This is a genomic window from Methylobacterium sp. SD274 (assembly GCF_017355285.1).
GTDB lineage: Bacteria > Pseudomonadota > Alphaproteobacteria > Rhizobiales > Beijerinckiaceae > Methylobacterium.
Genome location: NZ_JADIJP010000005.1, coordinates 147,846 through 173,844 on the forward strand (window position 1 = coordinate 147,846; position 25,999 = coordinate 173,844).

The window sequence follows — 25,999 nt, forward strand, 5'->3', positions numbered from 1 at the left end:
TCCATTTTTCCCGCCAGAATACGATGTCTCGACGTCGCGTCGCATTGGCCGCCTGGGCCTATCCCGGTGTCAGAATTTGAGCCGAACCGAACCCCCAACCATGAGAGGGGGAGCGATGGCGACCAAAGGACCGAAGCCGACGTCGAGAGCAATGCTACGATAGCGGGTATCGGTCAGATTCGTGCCGAACAGACTCAGCGCATAACGCTCGTTCTCGAACGAGATGCGGGCATTGAGCAAACCGTATCCCGGTTGCCGCAACGTATTTTCCGCATCGAAGTAGAAACCGGATCTTGCATTGTACCATACATCGATGGTCCCGATTAGATTATCGTAACCTGTATTCCATGCATAGCTTCCGCCGATGGAGCCGTTATATTTCGAAACGTATTGCTGCTGGTTTCCGCTGGCGTCGATCGCGACCGAGCGTCCGGTGGCGATGGCATTCTTGAAATCTTCGTAGGTCGCATCGACATAGCCGATGCCGGCGCGGACTGACCAATGCTCGTCGATACGGAACCGGCCCTCGGCCTCGGCACCATAGGATTGGCTGCTGAGGGCATTCTGAATCGGGGTCGATTGGGTCGCGATGTTGTTGACCTGGACCTGCTGGTCGCTCCAATCGTTGAAGAAAACGGCGCCGTCGATGGAGAGGCGGTTGTCGAGAAGCTGCGCTTTCCACCCAGCCTCATACGTCATCAAAGACTCGGACTTGTATGGTCGGTCGTCACCTACACTGACGAATGCCGAATTGAATCCGCCGGATTTGTAGCCCCGGCTGACGCTCGCATAGATGTTCACCTCCGGATTCAGCGCGAATTGGAGTCCCGCCCGCGGGGTCACGTAGGCCTCCGACAGGGTATTGCGGAACGAGGACGCGAAGGCGGCGGTGAATCCGAGGGCTGCGAAGGACGGGTTGTCGACGCTGAAGCGATAATCGATATCTTTCCAGTCATGTCCGACCCGGGCGCCGGCGAAGAGCTTGAGACGTTCGGTCAGGGCATAGGATCCATCGACGAAGCCCGCGACGGCGGTCGTCGCGATGTCGGCTTTCGACGCCAGGCTCACGCTGTCGCCCGTGAGGAAGCCACCGGGAGAGAACGTGCTCTTGAGGCCGTAGGTGCTCGAGCCCTTGCTATGCTCCACATAGGCGCCGGCCAGCCATTTGAACCGGTCGTCGGAATCGGAGATGTAGCGGTATTCCTGCGAGAACTGCTGGTAGCTGCCGCGGAACGGGTTGTCGGTGCGGTAGCGAAATCCGGCGATTCCGAAGGCTTGATACTGCGCCTCCAGCGGCGCGAAGTAGCCGCGGGGAAAGGTGTTGCCGCGATACTCGTTGTTTCTGTCCTGGAAGCCCGTGATCGAGACGATCCGGTCGCCGTTCTCGCGCTTGAGGGTGAATTGGGTGCGGGCCGTCGTCGTGTTGAGTGTGCCGTTGAAGGGGTCGAGGATATCGACACGAGCGCGGCCGGCGCGGAAATCCTGATCCCGCTGGAAAGCCGCGTCGTAGCTGCGCTGACTCTGGCTCTCGACGCTGCCGATGAATTCGAGCGTGTCGGTGATGTCCCCCTTCACGCTGAAGCGCCCGTGCAGGTCTTCGAGCGAATTCAGATCGCGGTGCGTGGCGAGATTGGGCGTGTATCCGTCGTTCCGGCTGCCCGATAGCGCGCCGCGGACAGCCCAGCCCGAGTTGGCAATCGGCATGTTGACGATGCCGAAGCCGCGCAACTGGTTGAAGCGGCCGTACTCGATCCCGACTTCGCCGAACACCCGTGCGGGATCGGGCAAGCTGGAGATGACGTTGATCGCTCCTGCGAGGTTGTTGCGGCCGTAGAGAGTTCCCTGCGGGCCCCGCAGAACCTCGACGCGGTCGACGTCGAGCAGCCCACCCGAATAGCCTTGAGAATTCCCGACGGACACGCCGTCCTTGTAAAAGCCTACCGCCGGGTCGGTGTCGATGAGGCCGGAGCCGATGCCGCGAATGGCGGTGAAGTTGGTGTAGAGGCTGCCGCTCAGCGTCCCCATCTGGGCATTCGGGATTTCGTTGATCGCCTGATCGGCGCGGCGGATCTCATGACGTTCGAGATCGGCCGCTGTTCGCAGACCGAGGCTGATCGGCACGTCACCGGCCCGCTCCGGCCGATGTTGCGCCGTCACGCTGAGTTCATCGAGGGTCACGGCATCCGCCGGTGCAGCGACCTGTTGAGCGAGAGTCGGGGATGCGGCGGACGCAAGAATGAGGGCAAGGCTGCCGCGGACGATCATGATGACACTCGGAAGGAAGAACCGGGTGCCAGTCTCTCAAACGACAACGGCCAAGGTTACCGGTATCCCGTTTGCAGTCTGACAAAAGGCCTATGCGAAGGCATGACGCCCCTGCCCCGGGCCGCCGAAAAGGGGGCGGGCGACGGGGTCGCGATACGGTCTCAGCTGCGCGCCGCGCTCGGGGGATGGCCGAAACGTCGCTTGAACGCCGTCGCGAAGTTCGCCGGATGCGCATAGCCGGCACGATAGGCTGCCTCCGACACGGTGAGGCCCATGGTCTGGATGAGCTCCCGCCCATAGTTGAGCCGGCGATCGGAGATGTAGCTGCCGATGCAGACCCCGAAAGCGACGCAGAAATCCTGCCGGAGCTTGCTCGGGCTCATGCCGAACTCGCTTGCCAGGGACACGATCGAGGTCGTGCCGCTTGGGTTGCCGTCGATCCACTGGCGCACTGCCATGATGCGTTCGATCGACTTAGCACTGAGGGAAGGCGCCTTCGGTTTGGGATCGACGTGGTCGAACTCGTCCGCCAAGGCGCTCAGGAGATCGAGAGCCCGGCTCTGGTAGTGCAACTCGATGAGTCCGTCGGTACGCGGCGGATGGTGGACCGCCCAGGCGATGCGTTTCAGGCGCGCGTCGAGGGGGCGGCGCCGGACCGATGTCGGGCCATTCAAGGCCGCCCACATCCGCATGAAGGGCCGGTCCTTCAGGAAGCGCGGCTCGTTCCGCTCGAACCATTCCGGCAAGACGATGAGTTCGACGGTCCGGACCGGGAGGTCCGGCATGATCACCTTCTGTATGTGCATGCGCGCGTTCGAGGTCGCGACCCATACCTCGTTCGGTGAAAAGCTGGCATCGAACCCAGCCGTCTGCCCCTCGGCGCGCCCATCGAGGACGATGCTCATGCAGACGCAAGGAAAGGTCTGCGCCTCGACGAAAATCGGCTCGACCGATTGGAAGTTCGTGGAGAGTAGGGTGACGCCATCCTCCTTGAAGACGACATCGTACTTCGCCGATTTTCTGCTGAGCGTCTCCGGTGGGTGGACTGCTGTACCCGGATTCTCCCAATCGCAGATGGCGTCGCAGCGACACTCCATTCCCTTCCGCCTTCCATGCCGACCGCGCTCCAAGATGCGCAACAGCTCCCGTGCATTTGAAAGTGTGAACAGTCTTTATGATGTAGAATTATTACAGTGACGATGTTTGTTCGCACCGAAACTCAGTCAAACGCGATGCTAGCAGCGTGCATTGCCGAGAACAAGAACTTTTGACTCCACGCTGTGTTGTGGCAGCTCCTCATCCGACCGCTCAAGGGGCAGCCGGACACTGTGAAGCGAGATCAAAATTCTTCCAATTTGGAAGATTGCAGCAAAGATCTTTTGACGAATCGCAAATGCGATCCTTCGCGCAAAGGCCCTCGCAATGATGCATAGGACTCACCATCCAGGCTTCGGAAGTGCGGGGCGGTCATGTGTATTACTGGAACAGGTCAATACTATGCCTTCTCCACCGAATGAAATCGCATTTTCATAATAAGAATTCGAGTAAGTTCTCCCCTTATGTCCTGATCGAATGCGCTGTTCCCTGCGAGGCGGCCGGGCGATGACGCGGAAGCAGTGGCGGCGGCGCGCGCGATGATCGGTGCAGCCGCCCCTATTACGAGGCGTGGAAGGCAAATGATCTCGTCTGCCAGGGCGTGATCACCCCGGTCCTGTCACGGACCTATCCCCTGTCGGATGCCATCGCCTGCGTCGAGTGCATGCGGGGCAACCGCCATGTCGGGAAGATCAGCGTGCTGTGCCTCGCTCCGCGCGAAGGACTCGGCATCGAGCGTCCGGAGATGCGTGTCCGCATCGGCGAGGACCGCCTCTCCCTCTTCTCCGCATAAGCTTGCGGATCGAGCGCCGCGCCCTGCCACGGCCGGGACGCGCACGAATGGCCCGACGAAGGTCTGCTCCGCGTCAAACCATCATTCGTCTTCGCGCCATCGCGACCCAGGAGATCGCTGCATGAATTCGTTGTCCCGTCAGACGTTGGCCACCATCCTGTTCGGATTGATCGTGTTCGGGATCGGCCAGACCGTGCTGTTCGCGATGCTCGGCCCTGTCGCCCGCGATATCGGCCTCGACGTCGTCGATGTCGGTCTCGTCGTCACGGTCTCGGCGCTTGTCGTCGTGGTCGTCTCACCGTTCTGGGGGCGTGCCGCCGACCGCTGGGGACGAACGCGCACGCTGACGCTGGGCCTGGCCGGCTACGCCGTCACGACCGCGCTCTTCGCCTATGTGCTGCATCTCGGCCTCATCGGCGACATCTCGGTCTACGTGGTCTTCGGACTGATGCTCGCGAGCCGGGTCCTCTACGCGCTGGTCGCCGCAGCCATCCAACCCTCCGCGTCGGCGATCGTTGCGGCCGCAACCGACGAGGCGGGGCGTGCCTCCGGCATGGCACTGATCGGTGCAGGCTTTGTCTTCGGAACCATCCTCGGCCCGGTGATCGGAGCCGGTCTCGTCGGCTGGGGATTGCTGACACCGCTCTTTGCCACCGCCGGCCTGGCAGGCCTCGCGGCGATCGCGACCCTGGTGTGGGTCGAATCACCGATGGGACCCGAGACGAAGGCAGCCAAGGCCGCGGTGAAACCCAGCGATCCGCGGCTATGGCCGACCCTGCTCCTTGCCGCGCTCGCCTTCGTCACGATCGCAATGACCCAGCAGACCCTGTCCTTCTACGTCCAGGACCTGCTCAGCCTCGACTCTGCGGCTGCGACGCGACACGTCGGCTTCGCCCTGGCCGGTTTCGCGTTGGCCGCCCTTGCGAGCCAGATCCTCATCGTCAGACAGCTCTCGCCGACGCCGCGTACGATGCTGAGACTTGGAGCGGCAGGACTACTGACAGGTTTCGTCGCCCTCGCCTTGGCACAGAATCTTGCCCTCATCGTCGCCGGCTGCATCGCCTTGGGCGTCGGCTACGGCGTCATCATGCCGGGTCTGCAGACCACGGCCTCCCTGGCGGTCGGGCAGGCTGAGCAAGGCGCCGCCGCAGGACTGGTCTCCGCCGCCATGGCTCTCGGATTCGTGGTGGGGCCGATCCTCGGCACCTCCCTCTATTACGTTGAGCCGCGCCTCCCCTTTCTGATGGCCGTCGGCCTCAGCATCGGCCTCCTGGCCGCGGTCGCATCCGATCGCCTCGCTCCCGTCGCCCGGAGGATCGGATGATGACGCATCCGATCCCCCTCGCGATCTCCCTCGGCAGAGCGACGTTTGCGGTGCTACCTCTGCGTGCATCATCGCGGTCGGCTCAGAAGCGGGTTGCGCGCGGAGGCCTCGCGCAAACGTGAGGCGGCTTCGCGTCAGGCGTTTCCGACGGCGTCCCGCAAAGATCGAAGGCGACCGCACCTTGATTTTTGTTAGACGCGCCAGATTTCGCTCGCAGCGTCGGGTCGCGCGAAAGTTGCTGTCGCTCGAGGCGTTGCACGCTCCACGTCGCATCAGGCGACAGACAGGCGACCCGATCCGTCCGATGGCGCCGGCCCTGCGCCAAGGGAAACGTTGATGAACGAGTTGATGATCGACAAGACCAATACCGAATCGTACCCGATGGCCGGCAAGTGCCCGTTTGGCGGCGATCGCATCAGCGGAGCACTCGGCAGCCGTCCGGCACTGGAGAACTGGTATCCCCACCGTCTGAGGGTCGAACTCTTGCACCAGAATGGGGTCGCGTCGGATCCGCTCGGACCGGATTTCGACTACGCCAGCGCATTCCGGACGATCGACCTCGATGCCCTGAAAAGCGACATCAAGCAGTTCCTGACCTCGTCGGTGGCGTGGTGGCCGTCCGATTACAAGAATTACGGCCCGCAGATGATCCGCATGGCCTGGCACTCGGCCGGTACCTACCGCATCGCGGACGGGCGGGGCGGGGCCGGCACCGGGATGCAGCGCTTCGCGCCGATCTCGAGCTGGTGGGACAACGGCAACACCGACAAGTCGCGCCGGCTGCTGCAGCCGATCAAGCACAAATACGGCAACGCCCTCTCCTGGGCCGACCTGATGGTGCTCACCGGCAACTGCGCCCTGGAGATCATGGGCCTGCCGACCTACGGATTCGCCGGTGGACGTCTCGACGCCTGGGAGGCGGACAACGCCACCTACTGGGGGCCCGAGGTCGTCGAGATGGGCAAGGTCTCGAGCTTCGACGAAATGGTCAACCGTGACGAGCGCTGGCGCGGCAAGAACGGCGACGCCGACTACGACCTGGAGAACCCCCTCGCCGCTTCCCACCAATCGCTGATCTACGTGAACCCCGAGGGACCCTACGCGAACGGGGACCCGCAGGGCTCGGCCAACGACATCCGGACGACGTTCACCCGCATGGCCATGAACGACGAGGAGACCGTGGCGCTCATCGCCGGCGGTCATGCCTTCGGCAAGAGCCACGGCATGACGCCCGCCAAGGAGATCGGACCGCCGCCCGAGATGGCGCCGATGGAGGCGATGGGGCTCGGCTGGCACAACCCGAACGGCGCCGGCTCGGGCAAGGACACGATGACGAACGGCATCGAGGGCAGCTGGACTCCCGATCCGACGCAATGGGACAATGCCTACCTCGAGAACCTCTTCCGGTTCGAGTGGGAGCAGACCAAGAGCCCGGCCGGTGCCCTGCAATGGACCCCGACGGATCCGAACGCGCCCAAGACCCCCGACGCCCATGTGGCGGGGCAGATGCATCCCCTCATGATGATGACCTCCGACATCGCCCTGAAGGTCGATCTGGAATACCGCAAGGTCTGCGAGAAGTTCCTCAACGACTTCGATGCCTTCACGCAGGCCTTCTCCAAGGCCTGGTACAAGCTCACCCACCGCGACATGGGCCCCAAGCACCGCTACCTCGGCCCGGAGGTGACGATCGAGGACGGTCTGCTGTGGCAGGATCCGATCCCCGATGCCGCCTATGCCCCGGTCGGCGAGGCCGAGATCGACGCCCTCAAGCAGGCGATCCTGGCCCGGAACCTCTCGGTCTCGGACCTGGCCTTCACGGCCTTCTCGGCGGCCTCGACCTACCGGGACAGCGACAAGCGCGGCGGCGCCAATGGCGGCCGGCTCGCCCTGGCCCCGCAGAAGGATTGGGCCGTCAACCGGCGAGCCGCGCCCGTGGTCGAGGCGCTCCGTGGGGTCATGGCCGACTTCAACCATGGGCGCAGCGACGGCAAGCAGGTCTCGCTGGCCGACCTCATCGTGCTCGCCGGCTGCGTCGCCGTGGAGAAAGCGGCTCGGGACGCCGGGGTCGAGACGCAGGTGCCGTTCACGCCCGGCCGGGTCGATACCACGCAGGACCTGACCGACGTCGAGATGTTCCAGTGGCTGAAGCCCGTCGTGGACGGCTTCCGCAACTACGTCGATGACGGGTTCGGGGAGATGGCGCAGCGTCTGGCGCCGGAGGAGATGTTCCTCGACAAGGCCAACCTGCTGACGCTGACCGTGCCGGAATGGGTGGTGCTGACCGGCGGCCTGCGCGCCCTCAACGCCAACCACGACGGGTCGAACCGGGGCATCTTCACCGACCGGGTCGGCGTGCTGACGACGGACTTCTTCCGGAACCTGACCGACACGAATCTGGTCTGGGAGAAGGCCGACTCGGCCGGGACGTCCTTCGCCCTCAAGGACCGCGAGAGCGGGCAGACGAAGTTCCAGGCCACGCGCAACGATCTCGTCTTCGGGTCGAACGCGCAGCTGCGCAACATCGCCGATGCCTATGCCGGCAGCGATGGCCAAAGCCGGTTCGTGGCGGATTTCGTGCGGGTCTGGGACAAGGTCATGATGCTGGACCGGTTCGACGTGAAGGGTCACCGTCGTTACGGACCCATGGCGGCCTGATCGTCGCGGCTGCGAGCAACCCGTGCCCCCGTTCCACCCTTCGGTGGGCCGGGGGCACCACGAGAGCAGGTCGGCTCAGAGGCGATGTGTCATCGCCTGGATGTTCCGACCCCAGCGGATCGAGGGCGAGGCCCGGTCATCACCGTTTTCCATCCTTCGCCCGGATCGGCAATGCGTTCGCGCGCTTGATCTGGCCAAGGGCGAAGCTCGATTCGATCGCTGCGACGCCGTCGAGGCGGGTGAGCTTGTTCTTGAGAAAGCGCTCGTAGGCTTCGAGATCCTCGACGACGATCCGGAGCAGGTAGTCGCGCTGCCCCGTCATCAGGTAGCAATCGACCACCTCCGGCCAGCGGATGACGGCCATGGCGAAGCGGTCGAGCTCCTCCTCGCGCTGGCGTTCCAGCTTCACCGAGGCGAAGACGCTGACCGGCAGCCCGACCGCCACCTGGTCGACGACCGCCACGTAGGCCTTGATCACCCCGGCGGCCTCCAGGCGGCGCACGCGCCGCGCGCAGGGCGAGGCGGAAAGCCCGACCCGTTCGCCGAGTTGCAGCACCGTCAGACGGGCATCCTCCTGGAGCGCGACGAGGATATTGCAGTCGATGGCGTCGAAATCGGCTTTTGGCACAGAACACTCGCGATCGTGACCCCAGCAGCTGATCTGAGCCACAATCCTTGCATCCGGCAAGTGGGTTTGGTCCCTTTTCGCCCCACGCCATGGCTACGATTGGCCCATGAGCGATCCGCGATTACCCCACCTGACCGCGCTGGCCCGGAAGAGCCTCTGGCTCTCGACCTGGATCATCCACAACGCCAACCACCTCCGCGCCTCGGCGGACGGGTTGAAGGTGGGCGGCCACCAGGCCTCCTCGGCCTCGCTCTGCGCGATCATGACGACGCTCTACGGCGCCGTGCTGCGCCCGGAAGACCGGGTTGCGGTGAAGCCCCATGCGAGCCCGGTCTTCCACGCCCTGCAATACCTGTTCGGCCAGCAGACCCGTGAGAAGCTGGAGAACTTCCGCGGCTTCGGCGGCGCCCAGTCCTATCCGTCGCGCACCAAGGACGTGGACGACGTCGACTTCTCCACGGGCTCGGTTGGCCTCGGCGTGGCGCAGACGCTCTTCGCGTCGCTGACGCAGGATTACGTACGGGCGAAGGGGTGGGGCGGCGAGCGGCCCGAGGGCAAGATGGTCGCCCTCATCGGCGATGCCGAGATGGACGAAGGCAACATCTTCGAGGCCCTGCTGGAGGGCTGGAAGCACGGCCTGCGCAACACCTGGTGGATCGTCGACTACAACCGCCAGAGCCTCGACGCGGTGGTGCGCGAGGGGCTGTGGTCGAAATTCGAGGCGATGTTCCGCAATTTCGGCTGGGACGTCGTCGTGCTCCGCCACGGCACGCTCCAGCGCGCCGCCTTCGCGGAACCGGGCGGCGAGCGCCTGAAGGACTGGATCGAGTCCTGCCCGAACCAGACCTATTCGGCGCTGGCCTTCCAGGGCGGCGCGGCCTGGCGTCGGCGCCTCACGGAGGAACTCGGCGACCAGGGCGACGTGTCGGCCCTGATCGACCGGCGCTCGGATGCGGAACTCGCCGCCCTGATGGGCAATCTCGGCGGCCACGACCTGCCCATGCTGCTGGAGGCTTTCGAGGCAGCCCGCGCCCATGACCGTCCGGTCTGCTTCATCGCCTACACGATCAAGGGCCACGGCCTGCCGCTCGCCGGCCACAAGGACAACCATGCGGGCCTGCTGACCCCGACCCAGGTCGAGGGCTTCCGGGCCGAGATGGGCATCCGGCCCGGCCGCGAATGGGACCCTTTCGAGGGCCTCGACATCGCGCCGGAGGCCATGCGGCGCTTCCTCGCCGAGGTGCCCTTCGTCCAGCGGGGGCGCCGCCGCTACGAGGCTCCGGCGATCCCGGTGCCGGAGCGTCTCGCGACTCCGAGGCAGGCCTCGCTCTCGACCCAAGCCGGGTTCGGCCTGCTGATGCACGAGATCGCCAAGACCGACGGCGCCTTCGCGGCGCGCATCGTCACCACCTCGCCCGACGTCACGGTCTCGACCAATCTCGGTGCCTGGGTGAACCGGCGCGGCCTCTTCGCCAAGCAAGCCATGGCCGACCTCTTCCGCCAGGAGCGCATTCCCTCGACCTTCAACTGGACCTTCTCGCCCACCGGCCAGCACCTCGAACTCGGCATCGCCGAATCGAACCTGTTCACCGCGCTCTCGGCGCTCGGCCTGTCGCACGCGATCTTCGGCGAGCGCCTGCTGCCGGTGGGCACCCTCTACGATCCCTTCATCGAGCGCGGCTTGGACGCCCTGAACTACGCCTGCTACCAGGATGCGCGCTTCATCCTGGTGGCGACGCCGGCCGGCATCACCCTCGCCCCCGAGGGCGGCGCCCACCAGTCGATCAAGACGCCGCTGATCGGCATGGGCCAGGACGGGCTCTCCGCCTTCGAGCCGGCCTTCGTGGACGAACTCGCCGTGCTGCTGCGCTTCGCCTTCGCGCATATGCAGCGCAGCGGCGCGCCCGAGCCCGACCCGGTGACGTGCCTGCCCGATGCGGCCGGCGGCTCGGCCTATTTCCGGCTCTCGACGCGGGCCGTGGAGCAGCCGGTCCGAGTGATCGATTCGGATCTTGCCGCCGATATGGTGGCGGGGGCCTACTGGCTGCGCCGGCCCGGCCCGAACGCGGAGGTCGTCGTCGCCTATCAGGGCGCCATCGCCCCCGAAGCGATCGCCGCCACGGGCCTGATGGCCGAGGATCGGCGCGATGTCGGCCTCCTCGCCGTCACCTCCGCCGACCGGCTGCAGGCCGGCTGGACCGCTGCGCAAGGGCTGCGCGAGCGGGGATCGCCGGGCGCGTCGAGCCATATCGAGCGACTGCTCGCCGGCGTACCCAGCCATTGCGGCCTCGTCACCGTCCTCGACGGCCACCCGGCCACCCTCGGCTGGCTCGGCTCGGTGCTGGGTCACCGCACCCGCGCCCTCGGCGTCTCGCATTTTGGGCAGACCGGCACGATCGCCGACCTCCACCGGCATTTCGGCATCGATGCACGGGGCATCGCCACGGCGGCCCAGGCCATCGCCCCAGGTCGCCGGATCCGGCATCTCCAACTCGCTTGAGCCTGACGCCCTCTGCATCCGCATCCGCTTCCTCGCGCTGCACGCCGTTGGCGTGAGCGGTGTCGATGTGGTGCATCTGTCACCGCGTACTCCGGCACCGGTGCCATGCTGGTTTGGCTCGGTGTTGCCCTTACGGCCTCGAACGTGTTGTTCGGCGACCTGCAGAAGATCACGGCAGAGCAACTCGGGCTGTCACAGGTCCTGATGGCGGCATCCAATTCCTCCGGCGGCGTGATTGGCAAGATGATCGACGCGCAGTCCATCGTCGTCGCCTCCACTGCGACGCAGTGGTACGGCACTGAGGCGACGATATTGCGCTACGACATCTTCCACTCGATCGCGCTTGCCTGCCTCGTCGGTGTGCTGGTGATGCCGCAAACCTATCTGCCGTGCTTCACAGCCATGGTCCCGGCGCATTGAAACCTGCTAGAGCGCTCACCGCCGAAGTGGATGCCGGTTCGGCGATAAGAGAGCGCAGATCTTGGCAGGGGGCGCAGGAGCGCCCCCGCTTCTTTCCTTCATTCGGCGATGGCGCGACGCGCCCGCGGAGACCCACGATGCGTCTGAGCGACTGTCACAGCTTCCACGATTTCCGCCGCATGGCACAGGCGCGCCTGCCGGGACCGATCTTCGACTACATCGACGGGGCAGCGGACGACGAAGTGACCTACCGGCGCAACACCGCCGCGTTCGACACCTGCCAGCTCGTCCCCAACGTCCTGCGTGGCGTGGGCGAGATCGACATGTCCGTGACGGTGATGGGCCAGAAGCTCGCCATGCCGGTCTATTGCTCGCCGACCGCCTTGCAGCGGCTGTTCCACCACGAGGGCGAGCGGGCCGTCGCCGCTGCGGCCGGCAAGCATGGAACGATGTTCGGCGTATCCTCCCTCGGGACGGTGAGCCTGGAAGAGGCGCGCCGGATCAGCAGCGGTCCGCAGGTCTATCAGTTCTACTTCCACAAGGACCGCGGCCTGAACCGCGCGATGATGGAACGGGCCAAGCAGGCGGGTATCGAGGTGATGATGCTGACGGTCGACAGCATTACGGGCGGCAACCGCGAGCGCGACAAGCGGACGGGCTTCTCCATCCCGTTTCGCCTGACCCTCGCCGGGATGATGCAGTTCGCGGTGAAGCCGGCCTGGGCGATCAACTACCTGACCCACGAAAGCTTCAAGCTACCTCAGCTCGACGGCCATGTGGACATGGGTGGGGGGGCGCTCTCGATCAGCCGCTACTTCACCGAGATGCTCGATCCCTGCCTGTCATGGGACGACGTGGCCGCCATGGTTCGGGAATGGGGCGGCCAGTTCTGCCTGAAAGGCGTGATGTCGGTGGACGATGCCAAGCGCGCGGTCGAGATCGGCTGCACCGGTATCGTGCTGTCCAATCACGGCGGACGCCAGCTCGACGGCTCCTGCTCGGCATTCGATCAGCTCGCGGAGATCGTGGACGCGGTCGGCGACCGGATCGACGTGATCATGGATGGGGGCGTTCAGCGCGGTACCCACGTGTTGAAGGCCCTGTCACTCGGCGCGAAGGCGGTCGGCCTGGGTCGGTACTACCTGTTCCCTCTCGCCGCAGCCGGTCAGCCGGGCGTCGAGCGCGCCCTGGACTTGATGCGGTCCGAAATCGAACGCGACATGAGGTTGATGGGCTGCGCGTCCATCGACCAGCTGACGCGCAGCAACCTGCGGTTCGTCTGAGAGGGATACCGTCCCTTCCCGATGCCCGATCTCCGAGAACGTTGGGGATCGGGTGTCATGGGATCCGTTCGCGTAAGATGGACGGGGCGGTGCTCTAAGAGCGCGCGAGTGCGTCTTCCGGTCGGTCCTTGCATTTGCGGGGAATCCTGATGGGATAGTCATGCGGAAGCCGCCGTCTCCCGCTCGAACCTTTATGCGCCCGGATCCAACTTATGGGGGCGGTCCACCGATGGATCGCGCGAACCCCAGCCGTTCCATGCCCGTCGCCATTCCGGCCGCCGCCCTCGCCTCGAAAGCGGCCGAGCCTCCCTCCACACGCTTCATCGTTGGCCAGGACCCGCAGGGGAACTGGGTCGCCATGGAAGTCCACGGCCTCGGCGGCGGTCTGTTCCGCACACGGCACGATGCGCTGCACTACGCGACCGACCTCACCGGCCATCGTCCGGATGCGGTGGTGATGTCGGCCGACCAAATCGAGCTTCTTCTATGAGATCGACGCCTGAGCCAGCGGGCGCGGTGTATCCGTCATCAGGCTGCGCGCCCCCTCGCCTCTCGACGCGCCGGGCGCGTGCGGCCTCGAAGCCACGGGGCTTCGGCGTGAGCCACCTGGAACGCCCATCCCGAGGCCTGTCCGTCACGAGAGGCGGACAGGAATGCTGGCTCTAAGCCGCGTTCAGGATCTGCGAGAGCCGCATGATGAAGTCCCGACCCGGATTGGTCTCGAATTCGAACCGCTCCTGGTTAGACTGCGAACATCAGGTCCCGCCGCCTGTGCGAGCGTGCCAGATCGGCGGCCGCCAGTGCTTCGGGCAGGTCTGCCAGGGTCACCTCGGTGCAGGAGCAGGTTTTCAAGTCGCGTACTCCCAAGGTTTGCTTTGCCGTTCTCAGTTGTCGGAATGCACCGAGCGGTTCATGGCGATGATCTCGGCATGGCTGGGGTTGGGACCGAGCTTTCCCATGAGGCCGTAGACCCGGTTCAAGGTCTTCGGCGCCTCTCCCTTCACCGCGGCGAGCAGGGCCTTGTGCATCGTTTCCGCGTCGTAGTCGCAGCAATAGCTCGGGGTGGCGGGCTGCTGACGCCAGGATTCCGCCAGCATTCCGGCATCCACCGGGTCGAAGCCGATCTGGTCCACGATGCCCATGACGGTCCGCTTCGCGGCATCGTCATCGCCGGCCACGGCGACGGCGATCCGGTCGGGCGTTCCCGCCGGACGACCGAGTTCGGCGAGGGAATGGGCGAGGATGTTGTTGAACGCCTTGATGATGGGGCGGCCGACCTGTTCCGACACCCAGACGCTCTCCGTCTTCCCGGCGTCGAGTTCGGCGATCTGCGGATCGCGCAGGCCGGGATAGTAATTGCCCGTATCGACGATCGGAGTGGCCGCGGGCAAGCCGTCGAACAGGTCCTTCGGCAGCGTCGCCACGGCGGGGAACGGGATCGACAGGATCACGAGGTCCGCGCCCTCGACGGCGCCACGGATATCGACCGGAGTCGCGCGGATCTCCTGGGCGAAGGCGCGGACGCCGTCGGGGCCCTTGGAATTCGCGACGCGGACCTCGTGCCCTGCCGCGCTGAGCTTGCGGGCGAGCGTGCCGCCGATATTGCCGGTGCCGATGACGCCGATCTTCATGCCTGGTTCCTTTGCAGTTGGATGGATGGCCCCTTCAGGGGGCGGTGGTCGGGCGCGCGAGAGCGTCCAGCGTGCGCCGTAGCGATTCGAGGCCGTCCGGGGTCAGCTGGCACGCCGTCCGGATCTTGTCGGGAATGCCGCGAAGCGCGTCTTCCATGGCCCGGCCATGCGGGGTGAGATCGATCAGAACCCGGCGTTCGTCGGACGCGTCACGCGTCCGCGTGACCACGCCAGCGGCTTCCAGCCGCTTGAGCAACGGCGTCAGTGTGCCGGTCTCCATGTCGAGCCGGGCACACAACTCGCCTACGGATTGCGGTGAGCCGTTCATCAATTCGAGGGCGACGAGGTACTGCGAGAACGTCAGGCCCAGCGGCTCCAGGAACGGCTTGTGCAGCCGCACCATGCGGTTGGCGGCCGCGTTGAGCGCGAAGGAGAATTCCGCGGCGGTGCTTTGTCGATCGTCGGCCATTTATGAAGTTTGCTATCATGTAGTGTGCTATATAACTGGCCGAAGACAGCGCTTCGTCAACCCCCGCGATGCCGACATTCCAGCGGAGCAGGCGTGCCGACGAGGGGCCGGAACAGGGCGAGAGCGGCGGAGGAGATCGGTACGGCATCCCGAAGCCATGGACGCAGCCAAGCCGATCCTGACGACGAAGCAGCGCCTTGACGAAGCTAACGGAATCTCATCGGGTCGTAGCGCCGGGACGCCGGCATTCTCCGACGCCCGCCCTGTCCCTGCCCCGCCGTGAGACCGGACGTCTCCGCCTCTGTCCGAGCGACCCGCTAACGCCCGCTTCCACCCAGCGCGCGAACCGGGGCACCGGCGAGGTCGACCGTGGAGCCCACGGTGTCGCGGAGGCCCGAGCCCATGTTCGACAGGTGCTCGCCATATGTTTCACGGGTCTGCGGGTCGACGAGCGCGACCGGGGCCGCAACCGCCAACGCTGCCCCCGTCGCCACCGTCGATGCGGCACCCGCGGCCGTACTCACCAGCCGGTCGCCGATGCCGATCTGCCCGTCCGAGATCGGCTGGCCGTCGGCAAGCCGTCTACCCAGCAGGGCGACGACTTCACCGGACGCGAACTTGCCGTGGTTGAGCGCATCGTCCGACTTCATTGTCGACAGGTTCAGGACTGCGACGTTCTCCCGTTCCAGCTCGGAACGATAGGGCTCGGCAGCAGGGTCGATGGCCCCCAATCGTACGCTGTCACCCCAGACCAAGCGGGAGACGGCGAGAGCCTGGTCGTCCCCGGACACCATCAGCGTCAGGCGTGGGCGATCCTTGCCCATGTCGTGGAACGCAGCGCGGGCGAGGTCCATATCGACGTCGGGTGCCGCCAGGATCACGTTTCGGATCTTGGGGGCCACGCGCTTGTCGCGGATGGCCATCTGACGGAGGCTTTCCAGGGCGAGCCAGTTGCCCATCGAGTGGGCCAGGACGGTGATCTCACCGACATTCGGGTCCCGCGCGAGGTCGCGCAACAGCGTCTCCAGGGCGTTGCGGGAGAAGTTGGTACTCTCCCGGTCGTACCCATAGGCGAGCACACTGCCGCGCGACGGCCATGTGAACAGGACGGGTGCGACCTCGGCGCCGGAATCATGCACGATCTGCGCGAACCGAAAGACGGCGTCCTCGAACTTGTTGTTGAAGCCGTGCACGAAGACGAGAGCGTGGCGCTTGGCCCCGCGCCGGACCGACCGACCTGTCCAGGTGGCGACCTTCGACCGCTCGACCGGGTCGGCGCGTAGCGCCACGAAGTCGGTGGCCGGATTGCCCGGAACGGATTTCGGCCATTGAACCGAGCCGGGCTGTCGCGTGGCGTCCGGCGGGATAGAGACCGCGAGGTCGGTATAGGTCACGGCCTCGCCGCGCTCGCCGGAGAACAGAACGCCCTTGTCCGCCGCGGATTTGCGGGTCGTCGCAACGAGCATGTCGACACGCGAGGTCCCGGGCACCGCCCCCGCATCGGCGATGGGCAGGAGCACGCCGGACGGGCGGCCGGCGCAGGCCGGCAGGGCGAGTAGTGCCGTCAGGACGAGCGCCGCACGCCCATCCCGTTCAATTCGTCCGAACACTCGTGCCCCCGAAAACTGCCGTCCCATGCAACCTGGACGACCGGCCGGTTAACGGGCTGTCAAGGCTGGTACGGGCTATCGCAGGATTGAGGCGGGACCCAGGCTCGGCTCGGATTGCCGTCGCGTCATGCGCCGGGCTTTTCCAACGCCGATGCGCCGGGCTTTTCCAACGCCGATGCGCCGTGCTTTTCTGACGCCGATGCGCCGTCCTGGCGGATGCCATAAGGTGAGATGGCGCCCATCGTCGGGTTCCCGGTTTCGCCGGTCCCGAGGCTTGCCGGTTCCGAGGCTTGCGGCCCGATGACGCGACCCGGCCCCCACAGAGACGCAGCCATGGTCCAGGACGTTGACGAGGGAGACGACTGGCGCTCGGTCGGCACGCGGTCGCAGGATTCCGCCGCCCTCGAGACGGCCCGGCAGCGGGCGCGGGAGCCGGACCGGGGCCGCGATGCCAGCCGTCCCTCCGACATTCCTGGGGCCGGATGGAAGGACATCCTCTGGCGTGTCCTGTGGGCCCTGCCGCAGGATCGCGTGCTGACCACCGCCGGCGGCGTCGCCTTCTTCGCCCTGCTCGCCGTGTTTCCCGGCCTCGTCGCCGTGGTCTCGATCTACGGGGTGTTTTCCGATCCCGCCGTGATCAGCCAGCATGTCGGCCTCCTGACCTACATCCTCCCCACCGCGGCCCTCGATCTCCTGGCCGAGCAGCTGGTGCGGATCGCCGAACGCAGCACGGGGTCGCTCGGTCTCACCTCGACGATCAGCCTGCTCATCGCCCTGTGGAGCGCGAATTCCGGCGTCAGCGCCCTCTTCGATGCCCTCAACGTCATCTACCGGGAGCGGGAGGACCGGACCCTGGTCCGGTTCTATGCCACGACCTTCCTGTTCACCCTCGGCGGGGCCGCGTTTCTCCTCCTGACGATCAGCGTGGTCGTCCTCCTTCCCGCGATCCTGGAGCGGGTCGGGTTCGGGGGATTGGCCGACACGCTCCTGTCCGTGGCGCGGTGGCCGGTCATCCTGGTCGTGGTGAGCCTGAGCCTGTCGCTGATCTATCGCTACGGCCCGAGCCGGCGCCGGGCGAAATGGCGCTGGGTGACCTGGGGCAGTGCGCTGGCGGCGTTTCTCTGGGTCTGCACCTCTGGGGTGTTCTCCTGGTACGTCGCCAGCTTCGACAGCTACAACCGCATCTACGGGTCGCTCGGCGCCGGCATCGGCTTGATGTCGTGGATGTGGCTGTCGATCGTGGTCGTCCTGCTCGGCGCCGAGATCAACTCGGAGATGGAACGCCAGACCGCCCGCGACAGCACGGAGGGTCGGCCGAAACCCCTCGGCGGCCGGGACGCCTTCGCCGCCGATAACGTCGGACCGGGGCGCTGATGGACCACCTCCATCGCGATCGGCGGCCGGAAAGCCCGGTTTCATCGAGCTGTGTAAGGCCGGATAGACCTGAGTTCCCAATCCGGCGGGTGCGACTGTGGCCTGAGGAGCGCCGAATGCATGGTTGTGCTCCCGGGACTTGACTGCGAACCGCATGAACCGGCGTTGAGCAGCAGGGGGCCGGTTATCTCCGGCGCTCTCGTGTCGCTTCCTCGATGGCTGTCTCGACGATGTCGAGGGCGTCCGTCATCTGCTCCGGCGTGACGGTCAGCGGCGGCGTCAGGGTCAGGACGTTGCCCATGGTGGTCTTGAACGACAGGCCGGCATCGAGCGCCCGGTAGAGCACCGCCTCGGCGAGGTCGGCATCGGGTTCGCGGCTGGCGCGGCCGCGCACGAGTTCGATGCCGATGAGGCAGCCCCGGCCGCGCACGTCGCCGATGGACGGGCAACGGTCCATCATGGCGCCGAGGCGGGCAATGGCCAGCGCCCCGACCCGCGCGGCGTTGGCGACGAGATCCTCGTCCTCGATGATCCGGATCGTCTCCAGGGCGGCCCGCGTCGTCACCGGGTTCTTCTCGTGAGTGTAATGGCCGAACGCCCAGGCGCCGCCGACATCGAGGCTCGGGTCGGCGATCACCGCCGCGATGGGCAGGATGCCGCCGCCGAGCCCCTTGCCGATCACCAGGATGTCGGGGGCGACGCCGTCATGCTCACAGGAGAACATCCGCCCGGTCTTGCCCAGGCCGGTGGGGATCTCGTCGAAGATCAGCAATACGCCGTGCCGGTCGCAGATGCGCCGGACCTCCGCCCAGAAGCCCGGCGGCGGGATGTAGGGCACCGCCCGCGTCGGCTCGGCGACGAGGGCCGCCACGTCGGGGTCGCGGGTGAGGACGTAATCGATCATCCGGGCGCAGGCCCGGCCGCTCGCCTCGGCGCTGTCGGTGCCGTAGGGGCAGCGATAGCCGCCGAAGGGGGCGACGTGCAGGGCACCGGCCACCAGGGGCCCGGCGGGGCCGGAGCGGAACAGCATCTCGCCCGACATCGCCGCCGAGCCGGTGCCGGCGCCGTGGAAGGCATCCCAGAACGACAAGGTCTTGTGCCGGCCGGTGGCCGTGCGGGCGACCTTCACCGCCACCTCGACCGCGTCCGAGCCGCCGGTGGTGAACAGCACCTTCGCGAGGTTGCCCGGTGTGATCGCCGCGAGCTTCTCGGCGAGAGCCACGGCAGGCTCGCAGGCGTAGCGCCTGGGCGCGAAGGGCAGCGCGTCCATCTGCTCGGCGATGGCGCGCTTGAGGCGCGGATGGCCGTAGCCGATATGGTGGACGTTGTTGCCGTGGAAATCCATGTAGCGGCGCCCGGCCGCGTCCTCGATCCAGATGCCCTCCGCCCGCACGATCGCGTTGAGGCAGGGCGTCGAGACCGACTGGTGCAGGAAGGCGTCCGAATCCCGGGCGAGCAGCCCGCGCGTCGCCGTGTCGAGGCTCCGCGCCTGCCAGGCGACGCGCCGGTCGGTGCGGTTGGTGTCGCCCTCGGATTCGGCGATCCGTGCGCCCCGGCTCATGCGGTCGCCTCACGGCGGCGCCAGCCCTGGGCGCGGGCGATCACGAAGCGGTTGACCATCGCCAGAGCGAGGCGGGCGCCGAGGGCGGTCGCCATGATCACGCTCGCCATCGCGGCGGCGGCGGCCGTGGTGCCGGCCTCGTCCATATGGACGATGGCGATGGCGGCGAGCTTGGTGCTCGGCCCGTAGAGGAAGATCACCGCCGAGACCGTCGTCATGGCGTTGACGAACAGGTAGACGAACAGTTCCAGCACGGTCGGCAGGCAGATCGGCAGGCTGACCCGGCGGAAGGTCTGCCAGAACGGCACCTTCAGGGAGGCCGACACCGCCTCGAATTCCGGGTCGATCTGCTTGAGGGCCGTCGTCGCCGTGACGTGGGCGACCGTGTAGTAATGCGCCAGCGTGTTGATCACGAGGAGCGCCAGGGTCCCGTAGAGGACGTTCAGCGGGTTCCAGGGCGCGTTGAAGAAGAACACGTAGCCGAGGCCGAGCACGAGGCCCGGCACCGCGAGCGGCAGCATCGCCAGCAACTGCGCGAAGGCCCGACCGGCGGGAAACAGCTTCAGCTTCTCGATGAGGTAGGCCCCGCAGAAGATCGTCATCGTGCCGATGGCCGCGACCGAGATCGCCATGGCGAGCGAGTTCCAGTAGGGCGACCAGCCATCGGAATCGGCCGCCGCGAAGTCGTAATGGTCCAGGGTCAGGCCGAGGTTGTAGGGCCAGTAGCTGATGAACGAGGCCCAGACCGCGACCCCGTAGGTGCCCACGATCACGCCGGCCACGAGCATGGCGTAGACCAGGACGAGGCGGTCGCGGACCGGATGGGGCTTCGGCTCGTAGGGTACGGAGCGGGCCGAGAGCAGGGACGATTGCCGTCGCTGGATGAGCCGGTCGACGATGAAGGCCAGCACCGCCGGCACCAGCATCAGGAGGCCGACCACGGCGCCCATGGGGAAGTTCTGCTGGCCGACTACCTGGCGGTAGGCGTCGGTGGCGAGCACCGGGTACTGGCCGCCGATCACCTTCGGGATGCCGAAATCCGTGACCACGAGGGTGAAGACCACGAAGGCCGCGCTGACGAGGCCGTAGCGGGCGCCCGGCAGCGTCACGGTCACGAAGGTGCGCAGGCGGCTCGTGCCCATGGCGGAGGCGGCCTCGTAGAGGCGTCCGTCCGAGAGGCCGAGGGCGGTGACGAGGATGATGAGGGCGTGCGGGAAGGCGTAGAGGCATTCGGCGAGGGTGATGCCGATCGGCCCGTAGACGCTGTGGCCGAACAGGAGCCCGCGTAGGAAGCCCTGGTTGCCGAGGATGTAGGTGAGCGCGATCCCCGAGAGCAGCGAGGGCGCGAACAGCGGCAGCAGGGCCAGGGCCAGGAATAGGCCCTTGAACGGCATTGCCGTGCGGGTGAGCGCGTAGGCGTAGCCGAAGGCCAGGGGCACCACGAGTGCCACGACGATGCCGGCCACGGTGAGGCTGTTGAGCAGCGCATCGACCAGGGTCGGCGTCGCGAAGTAGGTGCGGAAGTTGGACAGGCCCGCCATCCCGCCATCCGGCGCCTCCAGGCTCTTGATCAGCAGCGTGCCCAGCGGCAGCGCGATGATGAGCAGAAGGAACAGGCACAGCACCGCGATCAGGGCGGTGCCGATGGCGGCTTCGGGCACGGTGCGGCGCTTGGCGGGCAAGGCCTCCGGCAGGGACAGGACCGCCTCCGGCAGGGACAGGACCGCCTCCGGCAGGGACAGGGCCGCCTCCGGCAGGGAGACGACGAGGGGAGATGTCCCCAGGACGGACTCGGCCATGGCGCGGCTCACGGGCGGGCGGCCACGGGGAAGGCCCGCAGGGCCGCCGGCGGCAGGGAGACGTAGAGGTACTGGCCTTCCGTCAGGGCGAGGTCGCCGTGGAGATTGGCCGAGACGTCGGCGACCAGGGAGCCGCCCAGGTCGAGGCTCGGTTCCAGGCGGGCGCGGGTGAAGGCTCCGAGGAATTCGAGGCTGCGCACCCGCACCTGGAAGGCGTTGACATCGGTGGGACGCACGTTGCCGACCCGGATCTCCTCCGGGCGGAAGCCGAGGCGCACGGGACTGCCGGGGACGAAGCCGCGCCCGTCCTCGCAGACGAGATCGACGGCACCGACCCGGATCTGCCGGGCCGATCCCACCCGGGCGTCGAGGAACGTCATGGCGCCGATGAAGTCGGCCACGAAGGCGGTGGCCGGGTTACGGTAGATCTCCGCCGGGGTGCCGACCTGCTCGATCGCGCCGCGATTCATCACCACGACCCGGTCGGCCATGGCGAGCGCCTCCTCCTGGTCGTGCGTGACCATGATGGTGGTGATCCCGAGGCGCTTCTGAAGCTGGCGAATCTCGTCGCGCAGCCGGGTACGGACCTTGGCGTCGAGGGCCGAGAGCGGCTCGTCGAGGAGGAGCAGGGAGGGCGAGGTCGCCAGCGCCCGGGCGAGGGCCACCCGCTGCTGCTGGCCCCCCGAAAGCTGGACCGGATATTTAGGCCCCTGCTCGGGCAGCCCGACCAGAGCCAGGAGTTCGGCGACCCGCGCCGCGACCTGCGCCTTCGGCATTCGCCCGTTGACGAGGCCGTAGGCGACGTTGGCCGCCACCGTCAGGTTCGGAAACAGCGCGTAGGATTGGAACACGATGCCGAAGTCGCGCGCCGCCGGGGGCGCCGTCGAGACGTCGACGCCGCCGATCACGATACGTCCCGAATCCTGACGGTCGAGCCCGGCGATCAGGCGCAGCAGGGTGGTCTTGCCGCAGCCGGAGGGACCGAGGAAGCAGACGAACTCGCCCCGGCCGATTTCCAGGTCGATTCCGTCGAGGGCGGTGAAGGCCCCGTAACGCTTCGACAATCCCGAAACCCTGAGGAACGGCGTCGCATCGCGCAGCGTCATGGCGGTGCCCCCTGCTCTTTCGTGTGGTCGTTCAGGCTCGCTTTGCGTCGTCGCGGCTACTTCTTGGCAGCCTTCGCCTCGTAGCGGCGCGACCATTCGGCGAGCACCCGCTCACGGTTGTCGGCCATCCAGCCGAGATCGTTCTTGATCATCGCGGCCTCGGCATTGGCGGGGTAGTTCGCCGGCACGTTGGCGACGCCCGGATAGGCCACCACCGCGTAGCTCTTGGCGTAGAGTTCGTTGGCGGCCTTGGTGGTGCCCCAGTCGGCGACCTTGCGGGCCAGATCCAGGTGCTTGGTGGTGCCGACGATGGCGTAGGCCTCTTCGTCCCAGCCCGTACCGTCGGCGGGGACGACGACGGCCAGCGGTGCCCCCTTCGTCTTCTCCGAGGCGCCGCGCATGTCCAGTGACAGGCCGGCGGTGCGCTCGCCGCGCGCCGCCTGGACGCAGGGAGCCGAGCCGGAATGCAGGTAGGCGGCGATGTTCTCGTGGAGCTTGTCCATGTAGGCCCAGCCGGCCTCCTCGCCCATGCCCTGGAGCCAGCCGGCGACCAGCAGGTAACCGGTGCCCGAGGAGGCGGGATGCGGCATCACCACCTTGCCCTTGAGTGCGGGCACCAGGAGATCGGCCCAGCGCACGGGGGTCTTCACCCCGTCCTTCTCGGCTTCCGCCGTATTGAAACAGACCACGCCGATGGAGGCGTCGGTTCCGGTCCAGCTGTAGGGGCCGATGGAATCGCGGAAGGCGGGCTTCAGCGCGTCGGCGCCCTTCGGCTCGTAGGTGGCGAGCAGGCCCTGCTTCTCGAACAGCAGCAGGCTGGAGGCGGCCAGCCCCATCACCATGTCGGCGCGGGGATTATCTTTCTCGGCCAGGAACCGTGCGGTGATGACGCCCGTCGAATCGCGCACCCAGACCACCTCGACCTCCGGCACCGCCCGCTCGATCCCGGCTTTGAAGGGAACGAGCTGATCGTTCTCGAGGGCCGTGTAGATCGTGAGCTTTGTGCGCTCGGCGGCCATGGCCAGGGTCGGCGACGTCAGGGCGAGGGTCAGAGCGAGGAGGCCGAGGATTTTCATTGATAATGCTCCGGAGTCTTGTCGTTCCGACGTTTAAATCCTGATGCATGACAGGAAGAAGACAAAACCCCGTGCAATCAAGTCCAGGCTTTTTGCATATGCTTCCTATTTCAAGATCATGTCACAGAATTACTTACGTTGATTGCGGGCAGCCGAAATCGACCCCCGGCGCTTGGCCGCGGGTCGATGTTGAAACCTTTCGATTGCTCCCGTGAAACGGCCTCCAGCCGTGACGCGGTGTCCCTTAGAGTGTTCTCCGCCGAAGCGGATGCCGGTTCGGCGAAAAGGAGCGCGGCAAAAAATGGAGGGCTGGAGCTGCACCCGGCCCAACGTGGTCGGGTGCAGCTCTAGCAGGCCTGTGGCATGCGTCCGGCCGCCAGCAATCCGTTGATATCGGCGACGACGCCCGGCAGGTCGGCGATCGTGTCGATGAGGAAGTGGGGCTTGGATTCCGCGAACAGGGTGGCGATCCGCGTCCGCTCGGAGGCGAGGCGATCGGCGGACAGCGCGCGGAACGCGTCGTAGGTCAGCCCCAGCGCGTTGCCCGAGCAGGTGAGCGCCACCGTCCACATGCCGGCTTTGCGGCCTTCGAGGATGCCCGGCACCGTGTCGTCCACCTTCACGCAGGCGGCGACGTCGTCGATGCCGAGCGCGATGACGTTCGCCAGCGCCTGGGCCGGAAAGGGGCGCCCGTTCGGGACCTCGTCCGTGGCCACCACATGGTCGGCGACGTAGCCGTTGGTGGCGGCGAGCGCGACCACGCGCTCCATGACGCGCGCCGGGTAACCTGAGCAGGAGCCGATCTTGAGCCCCCCTGCCCTGAGGTCGGCGATGGCGTCGAGGGCGCCGGGGATCACGGCCGAGTGTTCGGCGATCTTCTCGATCTGCAACGGCATGAAGCGCTCGTAGATCGCGGTGACGTCGGTGTCGGTGGCCGGATGCCCGTGGGCGGCCGCGTAGCGCGCCGCGATCTCGGGCTGGTTCAGGAGCGTGCGGATGTGGTCCCACTTGCCCATGCCCATCGGGCCGCGCGCTTCGGGCAGGCTCACGGCGACGCCGAATTCCGCGAAGGCCTCGACGAAGATCTGGGTCGGCGCGAAGGAGCCGAAATCGACGACGGTCCCGGCCCAGTCGAGGATCGCGGCCTGGAGTTTCTTCGGGGGGGTGTAGGACATGGCTGGGCTTTCCGGGTGACCCGCGGAACGCGCGGGAGGCCGAGGAACGGGCGGTCAGACGGTCGTGATGTTCAGCTCGGTGAACACCGCCGCGACGGCCTCGACCGCGCGCTCCATGTCGGCGGATTCGACGTGGCCGATGCAGCCCACGCGAAACGTCTCCAGCTGCGTGAGCTTGCCCGGATAGAGGATGAAGCCCCGTGCGCGGACGGCGGCGTAGAAATCGGCGAAGCGGTACTTCGGGTCGCGCGGGGCGTGGAAGGTCACGATGATCGGCGCCTGGATCTCGGGCGCCAGGAAGGATTTGAGGCCGAGGCGCTCCATGCCGCGGATCAGCACGTCGCAATTGCGCGCGTACTTGGCGTGGCGGGCCGGCAGGCCGCCCTCCTCGTCGTATTGCAGCAGCGCCTCGTGGAGCGCCGCGACCACGTGGGTCGGCGGGGTGAAGCGCCACTGCCCGGTGCGCTGCATGTAATCGTGCTGGTCGCTGAGGTTCAGGGCCAATGAGGCCGAGTTGCCCTCGGCCCGCGCCAGGGCATCCGCCCGCGCGATCACGAAGCCCATGCCGGGCACGCCTTCGAGGCACTTGCCCGAGGCGGCGATCAACGCCTCGAACGGAACCGTGGCCGCGTCGATGGGGAGCGCCCCGAAGGAACTCATCGCATCGACGATGAGGCCGCGCCCGTGGCGGGCGACCATTGCGGCGATCTCCGGCAGGGGGTTGAGGATGCCGGTGCTGGTCTCGCAATGGATCAGCCCGACATGGCTGATCGTGGGATCGGCCGCGAGCAGGCTGTCGACGGCCTCGGGCGTCGTGGGCACGTCGTCGGCGGTCTCGTAGACGCTATGATCGCGGCCCAGAGCTTCGCAGATCTTGGCGAGGCGCTTGCCGTAGGCGCCGTTGACGAGGACCAGGACCTTGCCGGTGCGCGGCACCAGGGTGCCGACCGCCGCCTCGACCGCGAAGGTGCCGCTGCCCTGGAGTGGCACGCAGACATGGCTGCCGGTCCCGTTGGCGATGGCGACGAGGCGCTCGCAGACGCTGGCCGTCAGGGCGTTGAAGCTGCCGTCCCAGGAGCCCCAATCGGTCATCATCGCCGCGCGGGTGCGCTCCGACGTCGTCAGCGGGCCGGGAGTCAGGAGAATGGGAGCGGCTGTCATGGTGATCCTGCCCGATCTGCCGTGAGCGCCGGGAGCGCTTCGGGACAGGTAAATCTTGCGTTCGGGCAAGC

19 protein-coding genes and 1 pseudogene are annotated in these 25,999 nt (G+C 66.7%); 8 read left to right on the forward strand and 12 right to left on the reverse strand.

The features are described 5' to 3' along the window. Positions 1-69: 69 nt before the first annotated feature. Positions 70-2,265 carry a TonB-dependent receptor gene (locus IPV08_RS06870; protein WP_207411286.1) on the reverse strand — a complete coding sequence of 732 codons (2,196 nt, stop codon included), beginning with the start codon at positions 2,263-2,265 and terminating at the stop codon, positions 70-72. Positions 2,266-2,426: 161 nt separating this feature from the next. Next, on the reverse strand, positions 2,427-3,362 hold the full coding sequence (locus IPV08_RS06875) for an AraC family transcriptional regulator (RefSeq protein WP_207411287.1): 936 nt from the start codon (positions 3,360-3,362) through the stop codon (positions 2,427-2,429). Positions 3,363-3,961: 599 nt separating this feature from the next. On the opposite strand from IPV08_RS06875, the gene IPV08_RS06880 reads away from it, so the two are divergent. From IPV08_RS06880 to katG, 3 genes are all read left to right on the forward strand, one after another. After that, positions 3,962-4,153, forward strand: a complete 192-nt coding sequence (locus tag IPV08_RS06880) for a hypothetical protein (RefSeq protein ID WP_207411288.1) — start codon at positions 3,962-3,964, stop codon at positions 4,151-4,153. Between the two features lie 121 nt (positions 4,154-4,274). Further along, complete coding sequence (locus tag IPV08_RS06885) at positions 4,275-5,477, forward strand: MFS transporter (RefSeq protein ID WP_207411289.1); 1,203 nt, start codon at positions 4,275-4,277, stop codon at positions 5,475-5,477. 336 nt (positions 5,478-5,813) lie between these two features. Further along, a complete protein-coding gene (gene katG, locus IPV08_RS06890; protein WP_207411290.1) occupies positions 5,814-8,135 on the forward strand; it encodes a catalase/peroxidase HPI in 2,322 nt (773 codons plus the stop codon). 139 nt (positions 8,136-8,274) lie between these two features. On the opposite strand, the gene IPV08_RS06895 is transcribed toward katG, so the two are convergent. After that, positions 8,275-8,763 (reverse strand): Lrp/AsnC ligand binding domain-containing protein, encoded by a 489-nt coding sequence (locus IPV08_RS06895; RefSeq protein WP_207411291.1) that lies wholly within the window; start codon positions 8,761-8,763, stop codon positions 8,275-8,277. Between the two features lie 106 nt (positions 8,764-8,869). Between IPV08_RS06895 and IPV08_RS06900 the strand changes: the two genes are divergently transcribed. From IPV08_RS06900 to IPV08_RS06915, 4 genes and pseudogenes are all read left to right on the forward strand, one after another. Beyond that, positions 8,870-11,263, forward strand: coding sequence for a transketolase (locus tag IPV08_RS06900; RefSeq protein WP_207411292.1), 2,394 nt, complete (start codon positions 8,870-8,872; stop codon positions 11,261-11,263). 99 nt (positions 11,264-11,362) lie between these two features. Then, a pseudogene (locus tag IPV08_RS06905) lies at positions 11,363-11,683 on the forward strand (L-lactate permease); the annotation flags it as partial. Between the two features lie 137 nt (positions 11,684-11,820). Continuing rightward, a complete protein-coding gene (locus IPV08_RS06910) occupies positions 11,821-12,966 on the forward strand; it encodes an alpha-hydroxy acid oxidase (RefSeq protein ID WP_207411293.1) in 1,146 nt (381 codons plus the stop codon). A 229-nt stretch (positions 12,967-13,195) separates the two neighbouring features. Next, complete coding sequence (locus tag IPV08_RS06915) at positions 13,196-13,456, forward strand: hypothetical protein (RefSeq protein ID WP_246747834.1); 261 nt, start codon at positions 13,196-13,198, stop codon at positions 13,454-13,456. Between the two features lie 394 nt (positions 13,457-13,850). Here the strand turns inward: IPV08_RS06915 and IPV08_RS06925 are convergent, their stop codons facing one another. From IPV08_RS06925 to IPV08_RS06935, 3 genes are all read right to left on the reverse strand, one after another. Beyond that, a complete protein-coding gene (locus tag IPV08_RS06925; RefSeq protein ID WP_348646096.1) occupies positions 13,851-14,624 on the reverse strand; it encodes an NADPH-dependent F420 reductase in 774 nt (257 codons plus the stop codon). Positions 14,625-14,631: 7 nt separating this feature from the next. Further along, positions 14,632-15,066: a MarR family winged helix-turn-helix transcriptional regulator gene (locus IPV08_RS06930; RefSeq protein ID WP_056434192.1), complete on the reverse strand. Its 435-nt coding sequence runs from the start codon at positions 15,064-15,066 to the stop codon at positions 14,632-14,634. A 317-nt stretch (positions 15,067-15,383) separates the two neighbouring features. After that, the gene (locus IPV08_RS06935) at positions 15,384-16,676 is read right to left on the reverse strand and encodes an alpha/beta hydrolase (protein ID WP_348646093.1); all 1,293 of its coding nucleotides are present in this window, start codon (positions 16,674-16,676) and stop codon (positions 15,384-15,386) included. A gap of 333 nt (positions 16,677-17,009) precedes the next feature. Here IPV08_RS06935 and IPV08_RS06940 point away from each other — a divergent pair, with 333 nt between their 5' ends. Then, on the forward strand, positions 17,010-18,050 hold the full coding sequence (locus tag IPV08_RS06940) for a YihY/virulence factor BrkB family protein (RefSeq protein WP_056434187.1): 1,041 nt from the start codon (positions 17,010-17,012) through the stop codon (positions 18,048-18,050). Positions 18,051-18,234: 184 nt separating this feature from the next. Here IPV08_RS06940 and IPV08_RS06945 read toward each other — a convergent pair whose 3' ends face one another. The 6 genes from IPV08_RS06945 to IPV08_RS06970 form a co-directional block, all read right to left on the reverse strand. Next, positions 18,235-19,611 carry an aspartate aminotransferase family protein gene (locus tag IPV08_RS06945; protein ID WP_207411296.1) on the reverse strand — a complete coding sequence of 459 codons (1,377 nt, stop codon included), beginning with the start codon at positions 19,609-19,611 and terminating at the stop codon, positions 18,235-18,237. Next, complete coding sequence (locus IPV08_RS06950; protein ID WP_207411297.1) at positions 19,608-21,410, reverse strand: putative 2-aminoethylphosphonate ABC transporter permease subunit; 1,803 nt, start codon at positions 21,408-21,410, stop codon at positions 19,608-19,610. Before IPV08_RS06950 ends, IPV08_RS06945 begins: the two co-directional genes overlap by 4 nt. An 8-nt stretch (positions 21,411-21,418) precedes the next feature. After that, positions 21,419-22,516 (reverse strand): putative 2-aminoethylphosphonate ABC transporter ATP-binding protein, encoded by a 1,098-nt coding sequence (locus tag IPV08_RS06955; RefSeq protein WP_207411298.1) that lies wholly within the window; start codon positions 22,514-22,516, stop codon positions 21,419-21,421. A 56-nt stretch (positions 22,517-22,572) separates the two neighbouring features. After that, positions 22,573-23,592 carry a putative 2-aminoethylphosphonate ABC transporter substrate-binding protein gene (locus IPV08_RS06960; protein ID WP_056434178.1) on the reverse strand — a complete coding sequence of 340 codons (1,020 nt, stop codon included), beginning with the start codon at positions 23,590-23,592 and terminating at the stop codon, positions 22,573-22,575. Between the two features lie 347 nt (positions 23,593-23,939). Beyond that, positions 23,940-24,767, reverse strand: coding sequence for a phosphonoacetaldehyde hydrolase (gene phnX / locus IPV08_RS06965; protein ID WP_207411299.1), 828 nt, complete (start codon positions 24,765-24,767; stop codon positions 23,940-23,942). Positions 24,768-24,821: 54 nt separating this feature from the next. Further along, positions 24,822-25,928 (reverse strand): 2-aminoethylphosphonate--pyruvate transaminase, encoded by a 1,107-nt coding sequence (locus IPV08_RS06970; RefSeq protein ID WP_207411300.1) that lies wholly within the window; start codon positions 25,926-25,928, stop codon positions 24,822-24,824. Between the last annotated feature and the right edge of the window lie 71 nt (positions 25,929-25,999).